The sequence below is a fragment of the Corynebacterium sp. AOP40-4SA-5 genome (genome assembly GCF_052377355.1).
Lineage (GTDB): Bacteria > Actinomycetota > Actinomycetes > Mycobacteriales > Mycobacteriaceae > Corynebacterium.
On sequence record NZ_JBQSWS010000002.1, the window covers coordinates 85,329 to 101,984 of the forward strand.

The following is a 16,656-nucleotide window of genomic DNA, read 5'->3' on the forward strand; positions in this document are numbered from 1 at the left end:
CTCCTGTGGGAACCCTGCCGTGCCCCGGGGGTCGTGACCTAGCATGGACGACCGTGACATCCTCGACTTCCTCTCTCCAAGATAAGACTCAGGAACCCCTCCCTCACCGGTCCCACCCCCACACCCTCCTTCAGGCTCTCGTCGACTTCTTCGTGCGCTGGAACCGCTTCAGCGGGCTGACCTCCCGGAGCGGCTTCTGGTGGATCATGCTGGCGTACGTCCTGGTCACGCTGGCCTACCGCCTGCTGCGCGAAAACCTCCGGACACCGCCGGACGAGGTCTACTCCACCGTCGCCGGCCTCACCTGGCTGCTCCTGGTGATCCCGGTGCTGGCGTTGAGCTGTCGGCGCCTGCACGACGCGGGCTATCCCGCGGCATGCCTGCTGTACGGCTTCATCCCGCTCGTCGGGCAGATCATCCTGGTGTTCCTGTTCGCCACGCGCTCGCGTCCGCACCTGGTGCGACCGGAGTGGCTGGACGACGGACCCCGCGCCCCGTCGGCGCGCGGCTACGTGGTCCTCGTACAGGTCGTGCTGCTGCTGTGCGCGCTGGTGCAGGCGGCCATCGGCCTGAACAGGCTGCACACCGGTCAGGATGCCGACACCGCCGGCGACGCGTGGACGTGGCTGTCCGGCGCGGCGGTGTCCGCGGTCTGCTACCTCGCCGTCGCGGTGCCGTACCTGGCGGTGACCCTGCAGGAGGGACTGCGCGAGGGGTTACGGTGGTGAGGTGACCGACCTCCCCTTCGCCGCCGGACGCGACGCCCTGATCCACGCGGTACGCACCCGCGGCACCGCCGTGGTCCAGGCCCCGCCGGGCACCGGCAAGACCACGTTGGCGCCGCAGTACGTCGCCGAGGCGGTGCAGGGGACGCAGGGGAGCACAGGCAAGGTCGTGGTGACCCAGCCGCGGCGGGTGGCGGCCCGCGCGGCGGCGACGCGTGTCGCCGAACTACGCGGCGTCCGGCTCGGCGACGAGGTCGGCTACACGGTGCGCGGGGACCGGAGGGCCGGGGCGTCGACCCTGATCGAGATGGTGACGCCGGGGGTGCTGCTGCGCCGGATGCTGCGCGACCCGGACCTCGACGGGGTGGCGGCGGTCGTCGTCGACGAGGTGCACGAGCGTGCGCTGGAGTCCGACCTGGTGTTCGCGATGCTGGCCCAGCTGCGCGAACTGCGCGATGACCTGGTGGTCGTGGCGATGTCGGCGACGGTGGACGGCGCCCGCTTCGCCGGGCTGCTCGCCGACCCGCCGGCACCGGTGGTGGACGTCCCCTCCCCCATCCACGCCCTCGACGTGCGCTACGCCGACTCGGCCGCCTCGATGGTGAACCGGGACCGGCGGTCGCGCACCGCCGTGCAGGACGTGGTGCTGGCCACGGTGCGTCGGGCGCTGGCGGAGACGCACGGCGACGTGCTGGTCTTCGTGCCGACGATCCGCGACACCACAACCCTGGCCGACAGGCTGGCAGGTGACGGGGTTGAGGCGTTCGCACTGCACGGCCGGTTGTCCACCGCCGAGCAGGCGGCCGTGGTGCGCGGCGGCGGTGACACCCGGCGCGTGGTCGTGGCCACGGACGTCGCGGAGTCCTCCCTGACGGTGCCCGGCGTGCGGGTCGTGGTGGACTCCTGCCTGGCGCGCACCGCCCGGCGTGACACCTCCCGCGACTTGTCCGTGCTGGTGACGGAGGTGGCGAGCCAGGCGTCCTGCACGCAGCGCGGCGGACGTGCCGGACGTGAGGGGCCGGGCACGGTGTACCGCTGCATCACCGCCGAGCAGTTCGCGAAGGCCCCCGCGTTCGCCCCGCCGGCGGTGACGACGAGCGACCTGACCTCGGCGATGCTGGACGTGGCGTGCTGGGGTTCGCCGCGCGGGGCGGACCTGCCGTTGCCGGACGCCTTCCCGGGCCCCGCCTCCGACGCCGCCGAGGCCACGTTGCGTTCCCTGGGTGCGGTGGACGCCGACGGCCGGGTGACCGACGTCGGACGCCGCCTCGCCGCGGTGCCGACGGACCCGCGGCTCGCGCGCGGGGCGACGGTGGCGTCCCGACGGGTCGACGTGCGCACCGTCGCCGCGGTGCTGCACGTCGTCGACGAGGGGTCACGCGTGAGCGACCTGCCGGCGGCGGTGCGTCAGGCGCGTGGCTCCCAGGGCGCGCGCCGGCTCGAACGGCTGCTGGACGCCGGGACGTCCTCCCCGGACCTGCGTGGTGAGGACGCGGTGGCGTACACCGTGGCCTGCGCGTTCCCGGGCCTGGTGGCGCACCGGGTGGGCGACTCCAACCGCTACCTCACCGCGTCCGGCACCGGGGTGGTGTGGCGCGACGCGAAGGCTCACTCGTCGGCGTGGATCGCCATCGCCGACCTGGGACGCAACAGCGGCAACACGAGCAGTACCGAGGCGCTGGTGCACACGGCGGTGCCGTTGTCGCGCGAGCTCGCCCTCCAGGCCGCCTCCCCGCTGCTCACCGACGAGCTGACCTGCACCTGGACCCCCGGTGGCCCCGCCGGGAAGCTGCAGGCCCGGCGCGTGCGCGGTCTCGGGGCGATCGAGTTGTCGTCCACCCCGGTGGCCACCGCGGACCTTTCCGAGGCCACCCGTGCCGCGGCGGTGCGACGTGGCCTGGCGTCCCACGGCATGGACGTGCTGACCTGGTCGGACAATGCGCGCAGTCTGCGCCAACGCATCCAGTACCTGCACGTCAACGGGATCGACGGCTACCCGGACGTGCGCGGCGGGGAGAGTGAATTGCTCGACTTCGTGGTGCCGGACCTGGCGGCGGGCCGGCGCCCGGACCTCGCCGGGCTGCTGCGCGGGCTGATCCCCTGGGACCGTCCCGTCGACACGTACGCGCCGACCACGCTGACCCTGCCGTCCGGGCGCACCGTGCGGCTGACCTACCCGCAGGTCGACGACGCCGCCGACACCCCGCCGGTGGTGTCGACCCGGCTGCAGGACTGCTTCGGCCTGCACGTCTCCCCCGAGGTCGCCGGACGTCGCGTCCGCTTCGAACTGCTTTCGCCGGCCGGACGCCCCGTGGCGGTGACCGACGACCCCGGCGGCTTCTGGTCCGGGGCGTACGCGCAGGTCCGTGCCGAGATGCGGGGGCGCTACCCGAAACATCCGTGGCCGGAGAATCCGTGAAACCTGCGCGAAATCTCCCGGTGCAATAATCTGTGCGACAACAGGTGGACAGCCGGTCGCTATACGGCCCCGTGACGGGGCGTCCGGACCCAGGCGACCTGCCCACCGCGAGTCACCAGGAGATCCACCAGTGACTTCAGCCCAGACTTCAGCACCCATATCGGTGACGGTGAACGGAGCGACTCTCCACGGCACCGACCCCCACGTCAACCTCCTCGACCTGCTGCGCGACAACGGTCTGACCGGCTGCAAGGAGGGCTGCGCCGAGGGCGAGTGCGGCGCCTGCGCGGTGATGGTCGCCCGCCCTGACACCGCCACCGACGGGACCACCCGCTGGACGCCGGTGAACGCCTGCCTGCTGCCCGCGGCCGCCCTCGACGGGCAGGAGGTCGTCACCGCCGAGGGCATCGGCACCGCCGGTGACCTGCACCCCGTCCAGCACGAGATGGCGGTGCGCGGCGGTTCGCAGTGCGGCTACTGCACGCCCGGCTTCATCTGCTCGATGACCGCGGAGTACTACCGCCCGGAGTCCGACAGGCCCTTCGACCTGCACTCGCTGTCCGGCAACCTGTGCCGTTGCACCGGCTACCGTCCGATCCGCGACGCCGCCCTCGCGCTCGGCACGCCTGACTCCCCCGGCTCCGCCGACGCTCTCGCGCAGCGCCGCGACACCCCCGCGCCCTGCGCGGCGCGCACCGACCTCACCGGCGGCACGGCGCGTTTCCGGCGTCCGGAGTCCCTGGATCAGGCCTGTCGCATCCTCGCCGAGGATCCGTCGATCACCGTCGTCGCCGGTTCCACCGACCACGGAGTGGGCGTGAACCTGCGCGGGGAGCGTCCGGCGGACGTCATCGCCGTGGACCGCGTTCCGGAGATGCGCGGCATTCTGCGCACCGACACCTGCGTGGACATCGGCGCGGCGCAGACACTCACCGAGATCGAACGCCAGGTCGGTGACGAGGTGCCGCTGCTCGGCCAGCTGCTGCCGCAGTTCGCCTCCCGCCTGATCCGCAACAGCGCAACCCTCGGCGGCAACCTCGGCACCGGCTCCCCCATCGGCGACGCCGCACCCGCCCTGCTCGCCCTCGACGCCTCACTGGTCCTGACCAGTGCGGACGGCGTGCGCGAGGTGGCGTTGGCGGACTACTTCACCGGCTACCGCCAGTCCGTGCGCCGGCCCGGTGAGCTGATCACGCGCGTGCGGATCCCGCTGCCGCTGGCACCGCTGACGGCCTTCCACAAGATCGCGAAACGACGCTTCGACGACATCTCCTCCGTCGCCGTCGCCTTCGCGCTCACCGTGGAGGACGGTGCGGTCACGCGCGCCCGCATCGGCCTGGGCGGGGTGGCGGCCACCCCGCTGCGCGCGCTGGCGACGGAGGACGCGTTGGTCGGCGCGCCGTGGACAGCGCAGACCGTCGCCGCCGCGTCGGACGTCCTGCGCGCCGAAGGCACGCCGATGTCCGACCACCGCGCGAGTGCGGACTACCGTTCGGCGATGCTGGCGACCTCGCTGGAACGCTTTTACGAAGAGCACGCAGAAACAGCGGAGGTGTCGCGATGAGTGTCCTCTCGCAGCGTCCCGCCGACCCCGTGGTCGGCGAGTCCCACCCGCACGAGTCGGCGTCCCTGCACGTCACCGGCACCGCCCTGTACACCGACGACCTGGTCAACCGGTACCCCGGCGTCCTGCACGCCGAGCCGGTGCAGTCGCCGCACGCGCACGCACGCATCGTCTCGCTGGACGCCACGGCCGCCCTGGCGCTCGACGGTGTGGTGCGCGTGCTCACCTCCGCCGACGTGCCCGGCGTCAACGACGCAGGCACCAAGCACGACGAGCCGCTGTTCCCCGAGGCGTCCGGCGGCGAGGTGATGTTCCACGGCCACGCGGTGTGCTGGGTGCTCGGCGAGTCGCACGAGGCCGCCCGGCTGGGCGCGGCCGCGGTGGAGGTGGAGTACGAGGAACTGCCCGCCGTGCTCAGCCTCACCGACGCCATCGGGGCCGGCAGTTTCCACGGCGCGCAACCGACGATGCTGCGTGGCGACGCCGCCGCGGCCCTGGCCGACGCCGAGCACGTGCTCGAGGGCACCTTCGAGTTCGGCGGGCAGGAGCACTTCTACCTGGAGACGCAGGCGTCGTTGGCGCTGCTCGACGAGAACGGCCAGCTGCTCGTCCACTGCTCCACCCAGCACCCCACCGAGACCCAGGACATCGTGTCCCACGTCCTCGGCGTGCCCGCGCACGAGGTCACCGTGCAGTCGCTGCGCATGGGCGGCGGGTTCGGCGGCAAGGAGATGCAACCGCACGGCTACGCTGCGGTCGCCGCCCTGGGTGCCACGCTGACAGGGCGTCCGGTGCGCGTCCGGCTCAACCGCACCCAGGACATGACGATGACCGGCAAACGACACGGCTTCCACTCCACCTGGACCGTCGGATTCACCGACGAGGGCCTGGTCACCGGGCTGGACACCACCCTCACCGCGGACGGCGGCTGGTCGCTGGACCTCTCCGAGCCGGTGCTGGCGCGCGCGGTGTGCCACGTGGACAACGCCTACTGGATCCCGCACATCGCCGTGCACGGGCGCATCGCGCAGTGCCACCGCACCTCGCAGACCGCCTTCCGCGGTTTCGGCGGGCCGCAGGGCATGCTCGTGATCGAGGACATCCTGGGACGTATCGCCCAGGTGCTGGGCCTGCCGGCCCGTGAGGTGCGCCGACGCAACTTCTACTCCGCCGGGCAGTCCACGCCCTACGCCATGCCGGTGCGCCACCCCGAGCGCGCCGTCGCCGCGTGGGACCAGGTGCTCGAACACGGTGACGTGGAGGCCCGCGAGGCCGAGATCGCCTCCTTCAACGCCACGCACCCCTCGCGCCGGCGGGCGCTGGCGATGACGCCGGTGAAGTTCGGCATCTCCTTCAACCTCACCGCCTTCAACCAGGGCGGGGCGTTGGTACTGGTGTACAAAGACGGTTCCGTGCTGGTCAACCACGGTGGCACGGAGATGGGCCAGGGCCTGCACACCAAGATGATGCAGGTCGCCGCGACCACGCTGGGCGTGCCGATGACGCTGGTCCGTCAGTCCCCCACCCGCACCGACAAGGTGCCGAACACCTCCGCCACCGCGGCGAGTTCCGGGGCGGACCTCAACGGCGGTGCGGTGAAGGACGCCTGCGAGCAGATCGTGTCGCGCCTGCGCGTCGTCGCCGCCTCCGTGCTGGGGGTCAGCGCCGACGACGTGCGCTTCAGCCGCGGCCTGGTCACCGCCCTCGGCAGCGAGGAGTCCGTGACCTGGCAGTCCCTGGTGTCCACGGCGTACATGCAGCGCGTGCAGCTCTCCGCCAGCGGTTTCTACCGCACCGAGGGCCTGCACTGGGACGCCTCGGTGATGCAGGGCGAGCCGTTCAAGTACTTCGCCTACGGGGTCGCCGCCGCCGAGGTCGAGGTCAGCCGCTTCGACGGCTCCTACGAGGTGCGCCGGGTCGACATCGTCCACGACGTGGGCGACTCCCTCTCACCACTGATCGACCTGGGCCAGATCGAGGGCGGGTTCGTGCAGGGCCTGGGCTGGCTGACCCTGGAGGACCTGCGCTGGGACACCGGTGAGCGCCCCGGCGACCGCGGCACCGGACGCCTGGCCACGGCCGGGGCGTCCACGTACAAGCTGCCCTCGCTCTCCGAGCTGCCCGGCGACTTCCGGGTGGAGCTGCTGGACAAGGCGCACGAGTCCGGTGCGGTGTACGGCTCGAAGGCGGTGGGCGAGCCGCCGTTCATGCTGGCCTTCAGCGTGCGCGAGGCGTTACGCCAGGCTGTCGCCGCCTTCGGCGCGGGCCTGTCCGAGCAGGTGGAGCTGCCGTCCCCGGCGACGCCGGAGGCGGTGTACTGGGCGGTCGAGCGGGCCCGGTCCCGGGTTCGGGTATGAGCTGGTTGTCGGACGCCGCGGACCTTCGCGCCCGTCGTGTGCCGTCGGTGCTGGTGACGGTCGTGGCACGTCGCGGCCACGCCCCGCGGGAGGCGGGCGCGAAGATGCTGGTCACCGCCGACGCCACGTCCGGCTCCGTCGGCGGCGGAAACCTGGAGGCCGGGGCGGTGCGGCGCGCCCGCGAGATGTTGGCCGCCGGTGCGTCCTCCCCGGAGACGATGGACTTCGCGCTGAACGACAAGGTCCCCTACGAGCACGGGCGGCAGTGCTGCGGCGGCGAGGTGACGGTGCTGCTGGAGATGCTGGACGTGCCGCCGTGCGTGGCGGTGTTCGGGTGCGGGCACGTGGGTCTGGAGTTGGCGCGGATCCTGTCGCGCCAAGACCTGGACCTGTGGTTGTGCGACTCGCGTCCGGCACAGCTGACCGAGGCGGAGACCGTGACGCAGGACGCTCCGGCGACGGTGACCACCCGCCTGGCGGTGCTGGGCGAGGCGGTGGTCGACGAGCTGCCGGCCGGTGCGCACGTGCTGGTGATGACCCACGACCATGCCGAGGACCTTCACCTGTGCGACGCCGCGCTCGCCCGCGACGACCTGGGTTCGGTGGGTCTGATCGGTTCATCGGCGAAGTGGGCCAGGTTCCGCTCGAAGCTCGCCGAGGCCGGTCACTCCCCGGAGTCGGTCGCGGCGATCCAGTGCCCCGTAGGCCTACCTGACCTGGGCGGGAGCCACCCCGCGGAGATCGCGGTCAGTGTGGCGGCGGACCTGCTCACCCGCCTTCCGTCGCGCTGAACTTTTCCTCCAGCCGCTCCTCCAGCCAGTCCCGCAGCACGGCGGCGTGGGTGTGCTCGGTGTCCTTGCCGGCGAAGAGGAGCACGACGTCGCCCTGTGCCAGCGCCTCGCCGATGGAAGCGACGGCGGTTTCTGTTTCCCCGTTGTCTGCATTGTCGGCGTCATCGAGTTCGGCACGGTAGGCGTCACTGAACTTTTCCCAGCCCAGGGTGCCGTCGTGGAAGTCCTTGCGCAGCTGCGTCGACGGAGTGAGTTCCTTCGGCCAGCCGGTGAGCCCGAGGCTGTCCTTCGACACCCCGCGCGGCCAGAGCCGGTCGACAAGGAAACGCGGCGCGTCCCCCTGCACGTCGTAGACCCTGGCTATCTCGATTCTGCCCATCATCCGCCATCCCATTCGAACATGCTGTTGACTCGTGCCCGGACCCCAGTGTACACTTCACCGTACAAACGTAAAAGGGGGAACCGGGGACATGACCACCACCGACGAACCAGCCACCGTCGACATCGACGCCCTGCAACGCCACATCAACATCGTCGAGATGGGCCTGATCATCCACCTACGCCAACTCTCGACCACCGACCGCCTCGGCGCAGCACTGGCCCTACGCGGACGCTCCCGCAACGACGCGACCCGCTTCGCTCACGCAGGCGAACTCGCCGCACGCAACCTCGAACTGTTCTGCGCCGTGGTGACCACCGGCATCCTCGCCGCCGACCACCTCGCCCTGATCCGCCGGATGATCCACGCCCAACTGTCCACCGTGCCCAAAGGTCGCCACGACGAGATCACCGCCTGCCTGGATGCGGCAGTCAACACCCACGTCACCCCGTGGCTGCGTGACACCACCCGCCTGGTCACCCTGCGCGAACTCGGCGACCGGGTGCGCGCGGCGATCCTGGATGTCGCACCGGTGCTGGCCGACAACACCGCCCAGGCCCGGGAGGACACCGTCACCCTCAAGCGCCGGGGCAACAAGATGATCCTCACCGGCGGCGACATCGTCACCCTGGCGGCCATCGACGACAACCTCGACAAGAAGGCCCGCGTCCTGCTCGCCGACGCCCGCCGCCTTCAAGAAAACCTCCCCGAAGACGAACGCACCGAGCTACCGACCCGCTCCCAACTCAAAGCACAGGTCATGCTCGAACAACTCGGCGACAACCCGGCCTCGATGGAAATCCGGGTGCATCTCTACCGCGCGACGATCGACGGGGTGCATGGCACCGGGGCGGGCTACGTCGCCAGAGTTGGGTGGGTCAACCCCGCCACCGCGCAGCGCTTCGAGGGCGCGTGTGACCCGAGCAAGGTCAAGGAGATCCCCATCGATCCGCAGGCTTACCCCGAGTCGCCGGGGTATCCGTTCCTGCTGGGGCAGCGCACCTACCTGGAGGGCCGGGACGCGACCTGCCGGTTCCCCAACTGTGACGTGCCGGCCACACTCTGCGACAACGACCACATCATCAACTCCCAGCATACTGACGCCACCAGTGACGGGGTGACGCACCCGAGCAATGGGCAGAAACTGTGCCGTCCACACCACCGGCTGAAGACCGAGGGGTCCTGGCGGTGCTCCTCCCCTGATGGTGGGTTCACGATCCACTGGCAGGGCCCCGGCGGGGTGCGCTACACCACGCATGCGACCGGCCCGTTGGCCCAGGTCTACGGCCCGGAAGTCAAGGACACCGGCCCTGCCCCCAGCTTCGACGACGCAGACGACACAGACGCCGACACTGAGGACCCTGCCGACGAGGACTGACCCCCGCGCACACGAAAACCCCCGCACCACCAAGGTGCAGGGGCCGGACGCGCGGGCCCGGAGAGCAGCGAAGAGCTACCCCGAGAACCCATCGGCCATGGCGATGTCGTGCAACTCCTCCGACACGCGCCCCGCCAGGTTCCGGTCCTCCCACATCATCCGGACCACGGACTCGCTGTCGCCGTCCGGCAGTGACGGCACCCCGCCGACGAGTCCCTCGCGGACATGGCGGAACACCCGGCACTGTGCCTCACGGTGCACGAACGGCACCGGCTCCACGTCGCGCCCGGTGTGGTGCTGCACGTCCGGGATCAGCCCCCAGCAGCTGCGGTAGATGTCGTAGCCCTCGAGCTCCTCCCCGTTGTCGAGGGTCACCGTGTCGCCCACGTGGATCCGGTCGTAGTTCGGCGACTCCGTCCCGTCCACGCACGCGAGCTGCTCCTCGTCGAGGAAGCTCACCCACATCGTGGTCTGCGCCCCGGGCTGCCGATACGGTGCGGCGGCGATGTAGCCGCGCGGGCTGACGTGCGCGGTGAAGGCGGTGGTGGTGTCCGGCACGCACGCCCGGATGAAGGGCACCATCGGCGAGACGCCGTGCGACTCCAGTTTCGTGAGCATCACCCCCGGCGAGGCGTTCGACCCCACCGCCACCACGGGGGTGAGTCCCAGGTCGTCGGCGATGCCGACCATGCCGACCTCACCGGGGAAGTAGCCCTCGGCGGTCAGCGTCCCGGAGGTGGTGGGCCAGGGTCCGGGGTACAGCCACGGTGTGGCGGTCAGGTCGACGTCGAGGCAGGGCGCGTGCTCAGGTGCAGCAGTCATGACAACCTCCACCCTACGCCAACCCTGCTCTCCCGTCCCACCAGTCACAGGATACGATCTGGTACATGCGTACGACGACCCGCCGGGACCAGATCTTCGACGCCGTGGACCGGCTCATCGGCCGGGAGGGGATCACGGCGGTGAGCATGCGCACCGTGGCCGCCGAGGCCGGCGTGTCCCTGCGCCTGGTGCAGTACTACGGCACCGACAAGAACACACTGGTCGCCGCCTCCCTGCAGCGTCTCTCCGACCGCAGCATCCGACGGTGGCGCGAGCGACGCCACCCGGACGACTCCCTGCGCGCGGTCATCGAGGGCTACTTCGCCGCCACCCTGCCCGTCGACGAGGAGACCTGCGCCTTCCACCGCATCAGTGTGTCGATGGAGCTCATGGCCGTGACCGGCACCGAACCGGCGGCATCGGCGTACCGCCGTCACCTCGCGGCCACGGGCACGGAGTTCACCGACGCCTGCCTGACCGCCATCCCGGAGCTCGGGGAGGACACCGCCGGCAGCATCGTCGACACGGCGATGGCCCTCGGCCACGGCCTCGGCTCGCTGCTGATGGCCGGACGTGTCACCGAGGACGCCGCGCGCGCCACCGTCGCCGCGATGGTCGCCGACCTGCCAGGCTAGAACAGGCTAGAACCGTTTCAGCAGGTCGTAGGCTTCCTGCGCCATGCGGGCGATGACCTCGCCCGCCGGTTCCTGCTGCCGGACCAGGCCCACGGCCTGCCCCGCGTGGAGCTTCAGGTCGTCGGCGTGGCGCCCGCCCGGGGCGCGGGCGGCGACGAGTTCGGCGTCGTCCACCGTCCGGTCGTCGGCGTAGCGGTCGACGAAGTCGTTGCGCACGGTGCGCGTGGGCCAGGTCGTGGTGTCCCAGCCGACCTGCTCGGCGCGGTCGTAGATGCCGGTCAGCACGGTGTTGCGCGCCGAGGCCGCCACGGCGGCCGCCTTGAGGTCCGTCGAACCCATCGACTCGGGGGACGCCAGCAGCGCCGTGCCGATCCAGGCGGCGTCCGCACCCGCGGCGAGCACGGCGGCCAGGCCGCGTCCGGTGCCGATCCCGCCGGCGACGACGACGGGCACGCCTGGGGCGTGCGAGGCGGTGTGGTTGAGCACCTGCTGCATCAGCGGCATCGTGCCGATGCGCCCGGTGTGTCCGCCGGCGTCGGTGCCCTGCACGCAGAGCACGTCCACCTCGGACTCCAGGGCCTGGCGCACCTGCGGCATGTCGTTGACCGGCGCGACCACGCTGATCCCCGCTGCGTGCGCCCGCGCCACCCACGGCGACGGGTCGCCGAAGGCCAGGGAGATCACGGTGGGGTTGGCCTCCACCGCGGCGTCGAAGACCTCGTCGGTCAGCGCCCACACCATCAGGCCGATGCCGAAGTTGCCGCCCTCCCCGGCGATCTCGGCCTGCTCCAGGATCCACTCCGGCGACGTCGAGGCTCCCACCCCGATCATGCCGAGCCCGCCGGCCCGGCTCACGGCGGCAGCCAACTCACCACCGGCACGTCCTGCCATGGGTGCGCCGATGACCGGCAGGTCGATGCCCCACAGTCGGGTCAGCAGCGTGTGCGGTAGCTGTGTCACGGTGGTCCTTCCTTACGTCGCGTTGGTCCCTCCAGGGTAGCCTGGCGGCCATGGACATGACACTGAAGAACGCCAAGGACGTCAACACCGCCGCCGTCACCACCCTCGGCCTGATCGGGGGCTGGGTCAGCGCGCGCGAGACAGGTGTCCGCCCGCTCGGCGGCGTGCTGCTCGCCGCGGCAGGCGTGTACGCCGGACGTACCTGGCTGGCCAAGGGCGGTCCCGCGCTGACCGCCGGGCTGAGCACCGCCTACGTCGCCGGCTTCGGCCTGTCGCACCCGCTGGCCAAGAAGATGGGCTCCTGGCCGGCCGTGCTCACCGTCACCGCCGGCGTCGCCGGTGCGTCCTACCTGCTGTCGGACAGCAAGTAGGCACCCACCGTGTTCTCGGCGAGGGCGCGTAGCTCGTCGAGGTACGGTTCCACGTCGCCGGTGAAGGTCACCGGGTCGGCGGCCGTGGCCCAGCCGAAACCGGTGGCGATCTTCTCCAGTGCGTTCTCCGCACCGGTGGTGTCGTAGCCGCCGCGGATCCAGTAGGAGAAGGGCTTCTCGCGGTCCTGGTTCTCCAGGAACGTGGAGTCGAGGTAGTGCTTCAGCGCGCCGGAGATGTAGCCGAAGTTGGCGCTGGTGCCCAGGATCACCGCGGCGGCGTCGTGGAGTTCGCCGGCGTCCGGTTCCAGCGCCTCGCGTTCGCGCACCTCCAGCGCCTCGTCGAGTTCGCCGGACGCCTCGCGCGCCGCCGCGCGTGCGGCGGCGAGCACGGTGTCGGCGATGGTGCGCAGCTTCCCGGTCGGACTGTGGTGCACGATCAGAAGGTAGGCCATGGACCCCATGATGCACGTATCCTCGGGGACATGACAGGCACGACAGACGACACCCTGAGCACCGTGGTCCTGCGGCACGTCTCCTTCGAGGACGCCGGCACGTGGGAGGAGCTGCTGCAGCCCCGCCACGTCGACGCCGGCGTGGACTTCCCGCCGGGCCCGCTGGAGGCCGACCTGCTGGTCGTCATGGGCGGGCCGGTCAACGCCGAGGACCCCGACTACCCGTACCTCGCCGACGAGATCGAGCTCATCCGCGCCCGTCACGCCGCCGGACGCCCCGTGCTGGGCGTCTGCCTCGGCGCGCAACTGCTGGCGCTGGCGCTCGGCGGGCGGGTCGTCCCCGCCCCGGCGGGCGTGCCGATGCAGATCGGCTGGTCGTCGGTGACGCTCACCGACGCCGGCGCGTCCGGCCCGTTGCGCGCCCTGGAGGGACGCCCCGTCCTGCACTGGCACGGCGACCGCATCGAACTTCCCGTCGGGCGGGCGGCCGTGGCGGCCGGCGTGGAACGTCTCGCCCACGACGAGGACACCCCGGTGCAGGCCTTCCGCTCCAACCACGCCCTCGGCCTGCAGTTCCACCCGGAGGTCGACCCGGACACCTTCGAGCGGTGGCTCATCGGCCACCACGGCGACCTGCAGGAACAGGGCGTGGACGTCGACGACCTGCGCAGGGCAACGGCGCAGGAGGGCCCGGGTCTGGTCGAGCCCTCGCGCCGGATGGTGCTGGGCTGGTTACGCACCGTGGGGCTGATCGACTGATTACAGTGGGGAACATGAACTCACCACTGATCCTCCCCTTCAACGGCCGGGTGCCGCGCATCCACGCCTCCGCCTACGTGGCACCGACGGCGGTGATCATCGGCGACGTGGAGATCGGCGCAGACTCCTCGGTGTTCTACGGCGTGGTCATCCGCGGCGACGTCGGGTCGATCCACATCGGCGAGCGCACGAACATCCAGGACAACTCCGTGCTGCACGTGGACACGGGGGTCTCCAACGTGCTCGGCGACGACGTCACCGTGGGCCACCAGGCGCTGGTGCACGGCGCCAGCGTGGGCGACGGCACCCTGATCGGAATGTCGTCCTCCCTGCTCAGCGGATCGACGGTGGGTGCGGGAACGCTGATCGGCGCCGGGGCGACCGTCCTGGAGGGGCAGGACGTGCCGGACGGCGTGCTCGCCGCCGGGCTGCCGGCGAAGGTGCGCCGCGAGCTCACCGACGAGGAGCGCGCCGGCCTGGTCACCCACGCCGGGCACTACGTGGAGATCGCCCGTGGCCAGGCGGCGCCGGGGCAGGCGGTCGACATCGACGAGGTGCGCTTCAGCTGAGCGGACTCAGCAGCTCCGGTAGCCCGACCGCCGCGGTGGTGCGCACCGACCGGGTGGCCAACGGAGTCAGGTCGGTGTCCGCCGGGCTGATCTCGACGACGGGTACGCCGCGTGCCGCGGCGATGTGCGGCAGTCCGGCCGCGGGGTAGACCACCCCGCTGGTGCCGACGATGACCAGGAGGTCACAGGCCTCCATGGACTCCTCGGCGGCGGCGAAGGCGTCCTGCGGCAGTGCCTCGCCGAACCAGACGACGCCGGGACGCACGAGGGCACCGCAGGTGGCGCAGTGCGGCGGGTGCAGGCGGGTGGCGGGGTCGGTGGAGGTTTCCTGAAGTGACGGCAGTTCCGGCTCGGGGGCCGGGGCACCGCAGCCGGCGCAGCGGAAGTCGACGAGGCTGCCGTGCAGGTGGGAGACGTCCCGGCTGCCGGCGCGTTCGTGCAGGTCGTCGATGTTCTGGGTGGTGACGTGCACGTGCACGCCCGGGACGTCCTGCCAGGCGGCCACCGCCCGGTGTCCGGCGTTCGGGGCGGCGGCGCGGGCCTTCGCCGCCCGCCACAGGTACCACGCCCACATGGGGTCCGGGTCGCGCGACCAGGAGTCCACACTGGCCATGGCCTGCGGGTCGACGTGGCTCCACAGCCCGGTGGTGGCGTCGCGGAAGGTGTCCAGTCCGGAGTCCGCACTCATGCCGGCACCGGTGAAGACCTCGATGCGTCGGGCGTCACGGACGGTCTGTGCCAGGCTCATGCTCCAAGGGTAGGACGTGTTCTCCGGAGGCGTCCAGGGTGAGCGCCAGCGACGAGATGTACTGCGTGCGTCCGGCCGGGCCGGGCACCGCGGAGGCGAGCATGTCCGGACGCTCACAGGACTCGCCGGTGACCGCACAGGTCAGCCGGGCGTCCGAGGGGTTGCCGTCGGCGTCCTCCATGGGCAGGTCGATGCCGTCGGAGTCGCGGCGCAGGTACCAGCGTCCCTTCGTGAGGACCGCCATGAGCGGGGTGGTGACCACGGCGATGACCGCGGCGAAAAGCGGGGAGAACGGGGCGACGGCGTCGCCGAACGCACCGAAGAACATGGCGATCGACACCCCACCGGACAGCAGCACCGACACGATGCCCACCGGGTTGTAGTCGAAGAGCATGCCGCGGCGGAACTCCGGGCGCTTCGGCGAGATCCCCAGCAGGTACTTGTTGACCACGATGTCGGCGGCCACGGTGAAGATCCAGGCGATGGCGAGGTTGGAGTAGAAGCTCAGCACGAAGCTGAGCACGCTGAACATGTCGAACTCCATCAACGCCAGGGAGATCGACACGTTGAGCACCACGAACCACACCCGGCCCGGGTAACGCTTGGTGGTGCGCGAGTAGATGTTCGTCCAGGCCAGGGAGCCGCAGTAGGCGTTGGTGGTGTTGATCTTGATCTGCGAGATCACCACGAGCACCACCGCGAGGGTCACGGCGAGCCAACCGGGCATCATCTGGCGGTACTCGGTCATGAACTGGTTCACCGGCTCCACGGCGATGTCGGAGCCCTGCCCCACCACCGAGATCATGTAGACAGCGAGGAAGACGCCGATGATCTGCTTCGTCGCACCGAGCACCACCCAGCCGGGCCCGCCGCAGATCACCGCGGCCCACCAGGAGCGGCGGTTGGCGTCCGTCTTCGGCGGCATGAACCGCAGGTAGTCGATGTTCTCGGCGATCTGCGCGGTCAGCGACAGGCAGACGGCCGCGGCGAGCATCATCGCGGCGAAGGACACCGGCGAGTCGTTCTCACCGGTGTACTCCAGGAAGGTGCCCACCGACGAGGGCTCCTGCACGATGAGCACCACCAGCGGCACGAACATCATCACCAGCCAGAGCGGGTTGGTCCAGGAGTGCAGCTTGGACAGCAGCTTCATGCCGAAGATGACCAGCGGGATGATCATCAGCGAGCTGACCGCGTAGCCGGCCCACAGCGGGATGCCGAGGCCGACCTTGAGTCCCTGCGCCATGATCGCGCCCTCGGTGGCGAAGAGGATGAAGGTGAAGGACACGAAGATGAGGTTGGTGATGATCGAACCCTTGTAGCCGAAGCCGGAGCCGCGGGTGATCAGGTCGAGGTCCACGTTGTAGCGCGCGGCGTAGTAGGCCAGCGGGAAGCTGGACACGAAGATCAGCACGGCGGCGATGAGGATGCCGCCGACGGCGTTGGTGGTGCCGTGCTCCACGCCGATGGCGGCACCGATGGAGAAGTCCGCGAGGTAGGCGATGCCGCCCAGGGCGCTGGCGGCGACGGCGGCCGGCGTCCACTTGCGGTAGTGCCGCGGGGCGAAGCGCAGCGAGAAGTCCTCGGTGCCGACGGGGCTCGACGGGGTCTGTACCGACTGGGAGGCGGGTGCCTCCGCGGTGGTGGGTGTGGTCACTGTCTGGGTCATGGGACAGGACGCTACGGTCGCCGTTTTTCCGGCACCCTCCCCGTGGCGTTTCGTCGAG

At 71.0% G+C, this 16,656-nt stretch carries 16 protein-coding genes; 10 read left to right on the forward strand and 6 right to left on the reverse strand.

Annotation, left to right across the window (positions count from 1 at the left end; genetic code table 11):
• Positions 1-152 precede the first annotated feature (152 nt).
• The 5 genes from ACT3S3_RS01510 to xdhC all read left to right on the forward strand — a co-directional run bounded on the left by ACT3S3_RS01510 (position 153) and on the right by xdhC (position 7,856).
• Positions 153-728, forward strand: coding sequence for a DUF805 domain-containing protein (locus ACT3S3_RS01510; protein WP_301442011.1), 576 nt, complete (start codon positions 153-155; stop codon positions 726-728).
• Position 729: 1 nt separating this feature from the next.
• On the forward strand, positions 730-3,144 hold the full coding sequence (locus ACT3S3_RS01515; protein WP_444626035.1) for an ATP-dependent RNA helicase: 2,415 nt from the start codon (positions 730-732) through the stop codon (positions 3,142-3,144).
• A 169-nt stretch (positions 3,145-3,313) separates the two neighbouring features.
• A complete protein-coding gene (locus ACT3S3_RS01520) occupies positions 3,314-4,708 on the forward strand; it encodes a xanthine dehydrogenase small subunit (protein WP_301442013.1) in 1,395 nt (464 codons plus the stop codon).
• Entirely contained in the window at positions 4,705-7,065 is a 2,361-nt protein-coding gene (gene xdhB, locus ACT3S3_RS01525) for a xanthine dehydrogenase molybdopterin binding subunit (RefSeq protein ID WP_301442014.1), read from the forward strand. The genes ACT3S3_RS01520 and xdhB overlap by 4 nt, the downstream gene beginning before the upstream one ends.
• Positions 7,062-7,856, forward strand: a complete 795-nt coding sequence (gene xdhC / locus ACT3S3_RS01530; protein ID WP_444626037.1) for a xanthine dehydrogenase accessory protein XdhC — start codon at positions 7,062-7,064, stop codon at positions 7,854-7,856. Before xdhB ends, xdhC begins: the two co-directional genes overlap by 4 nt.
• Here xdhC and ACT3S3_RS01535 read toward each other — a convergent pair.
• Complete coding sequence (locus ACT3S3_RS01535) at positions 7,834-8,235, reverse strand: DUF488 domain-containing protein (protein ID WP_444626039.1); 402 nt, start codon at positions 8,233-8,235, stop codon at positions 7,834-7,836. The genes xdhC and ACT3S3_RS01535 overlap by 23 nt on opposite strands.
• A gap of 91 nt (positions 8,236-8,326) precedes the next feature.
• On the opposite strand from ACT3S3_RS01535, the gene ACT3S3_RS01540 reads away from it, so the two are divergent.
• Positions 8,327-9,613, forward strand: a complete 1,287-nt coding sequence (locus ACT3S3_RS01540; protein WP_444626041.1) for an HNH endonuclease signature motif containing protein — start codon at positions 8,327-8,329, stop codon at positions 9,611-9,613.
• 75 nt (positions 9,614-9,688) lie between these two features.
• Here the strand turns inward: ACT3S3_RS01540 and ACT3S3_RS01545 are convergent, their stop codons facing one another.
• Positions 9,689-10,435 (reverse strand): hypothetical protein, encoded by a 747-nt coding sequence (locus ACT3S3_RS01545; protein ID WP_301444208.1) that lies wholly within the window; start codon positions 10,433-10,435, stop codon positions 9,689-9,691.
• Positions 10,436-10,500: 65 nt separating this feature from the next.
• On the opposite strand from ACT3S3_RS01545, the gene ACT3S3_RS01550 reads away from it, so the two are divergent.
• The gene (locus ACT3S3_RS01550) at positions 10,501-11,070 is read left to right on the forward strand and encodes a TetR/AcrR family transcriptional regulator (protein WP_444626043.1); all 570 of its coding nucleotides are present in this window, start codon (positions 10,501-10,503) and stop codon (positions 11,068-11,070) included.
• A 6-nt stretch (positions 11,071-11,076) separates the two neighbouring features.
• Here the strand turns inward: ACT3S3_RS01550 and ACT3S3_RS01555 are convergent, their stop codons facing one another.
• Positions 11,077-12,030, reverse strand: a complete 954-nt coding sequence (locus tag ACT3S3_RS01555; RefSeq protein ID WP_444626045.1) for an NAD(P)H-dependent flavin oxidoreductase — start codon at positions 12,028-12,030, stop codon at positions 11,077-11,079.
• A 50-nt stretch (positions 12,031-12,080) separates the two neighbouring features.
• Between ACT3S3_RS01555 and ACT3S3_RS01560 the strand changes: the two genes are divergently transcribed.
• Complete coding sequence (locus tag ACT3S3_RS01560) at positions 12,081-12,401, forward strand: hypothetical protein (RefSeq protein ID WP_301443400.1); 321 nt, start codon at positions 12,081-12,083, stop codon at positions 12,399-12,401.
• On the opposite strand, the gene ACT3S3_RS01565 is transcribed toward ACT3S3_RS01560, so the two are convergent.
• Complete coding sequence (locus ACT3S3_RS01565) at positions 12,377-12,853, reverse strand: flavodoxin family protein (protein ID WP_301443399.1); 477 nt, start codon at positions 12,851-12,853, stop codon at positions 12,377-12,379. The genes ACT3S3_RS01560 and ACT3S3_RS01565 overlap by 25 nt on opposite strands.
• Before the next feature lie 30 nt (positions 12,854-12,883).
• Here ACT3S3_RS01565 and ACT3S3_RS01570 point away from each other — a divergent pair, with 30 nt between their 5' ends.
• Together ACT3S3_RS01570 and ACT3S3_RS01575 are read left to right on the forward strand one after the other, a co-directional pair.
• Positions 12,884-13,612, forward strand: a complete 729-nt coding sequence (locus ACT3S3_RS01570; protein WP_301443398.1) for a glutamine amidotransferase-related protein — start codon at positions 12,884-12,886, stop codon at positions 13,610-13,612.
• Positions 13,613-13,626: 14 nt separating this feature from the next.
• Complete coding sequence (locus ACT3S3_RS01575; protein ID WP_444626048.1) at positions 13,627-14,181, forward strand: gamma carbonic anhydrase family protein; 555 nt, start codon at positions 13,627-13,629, stop codon at positions 14,179-14,181.
• On the opposite strand, the gene ACT3S3_RS01580 is transcribed toward ACT3S3_RS01575, so the two are convergent.
• The gene (locus tag ACT3S3_RS01580) at positions 14,174-14,929 is read right to left on the reverse strand and encodes an NAD-dependent deacylase (protein ID WP_444626050.1); all 756 of its coding nucleotides are present in this window, start codon (positions 14,927-14,929) and stop codon (positions 14,174-14,176) included. The genes ACT3S3_RS01575 and ACT3S3_RS01580 overlap by 8 nt on opposite strands.
• The gene (locus tag ACT3S3_RS01585) at positions 14,904-16,598 is read right to left on the reverse strand and encodes a purine-cytosine permease family protein (RefSeq protein ID WP_444626052.1); all 1,695 of its coding nucleotides are present in this window, start codon (positions 16,596-16,598) and stop codon (positions 14,904-14,906) included. The genes ACT3S3_RS01580 and ACT3S3_RS01585 overlap by 26 nt, the downstream gene beginning before the upstream one ends.
• Positions 16,599-16,656: the final 58 nt, after the last annotated feature.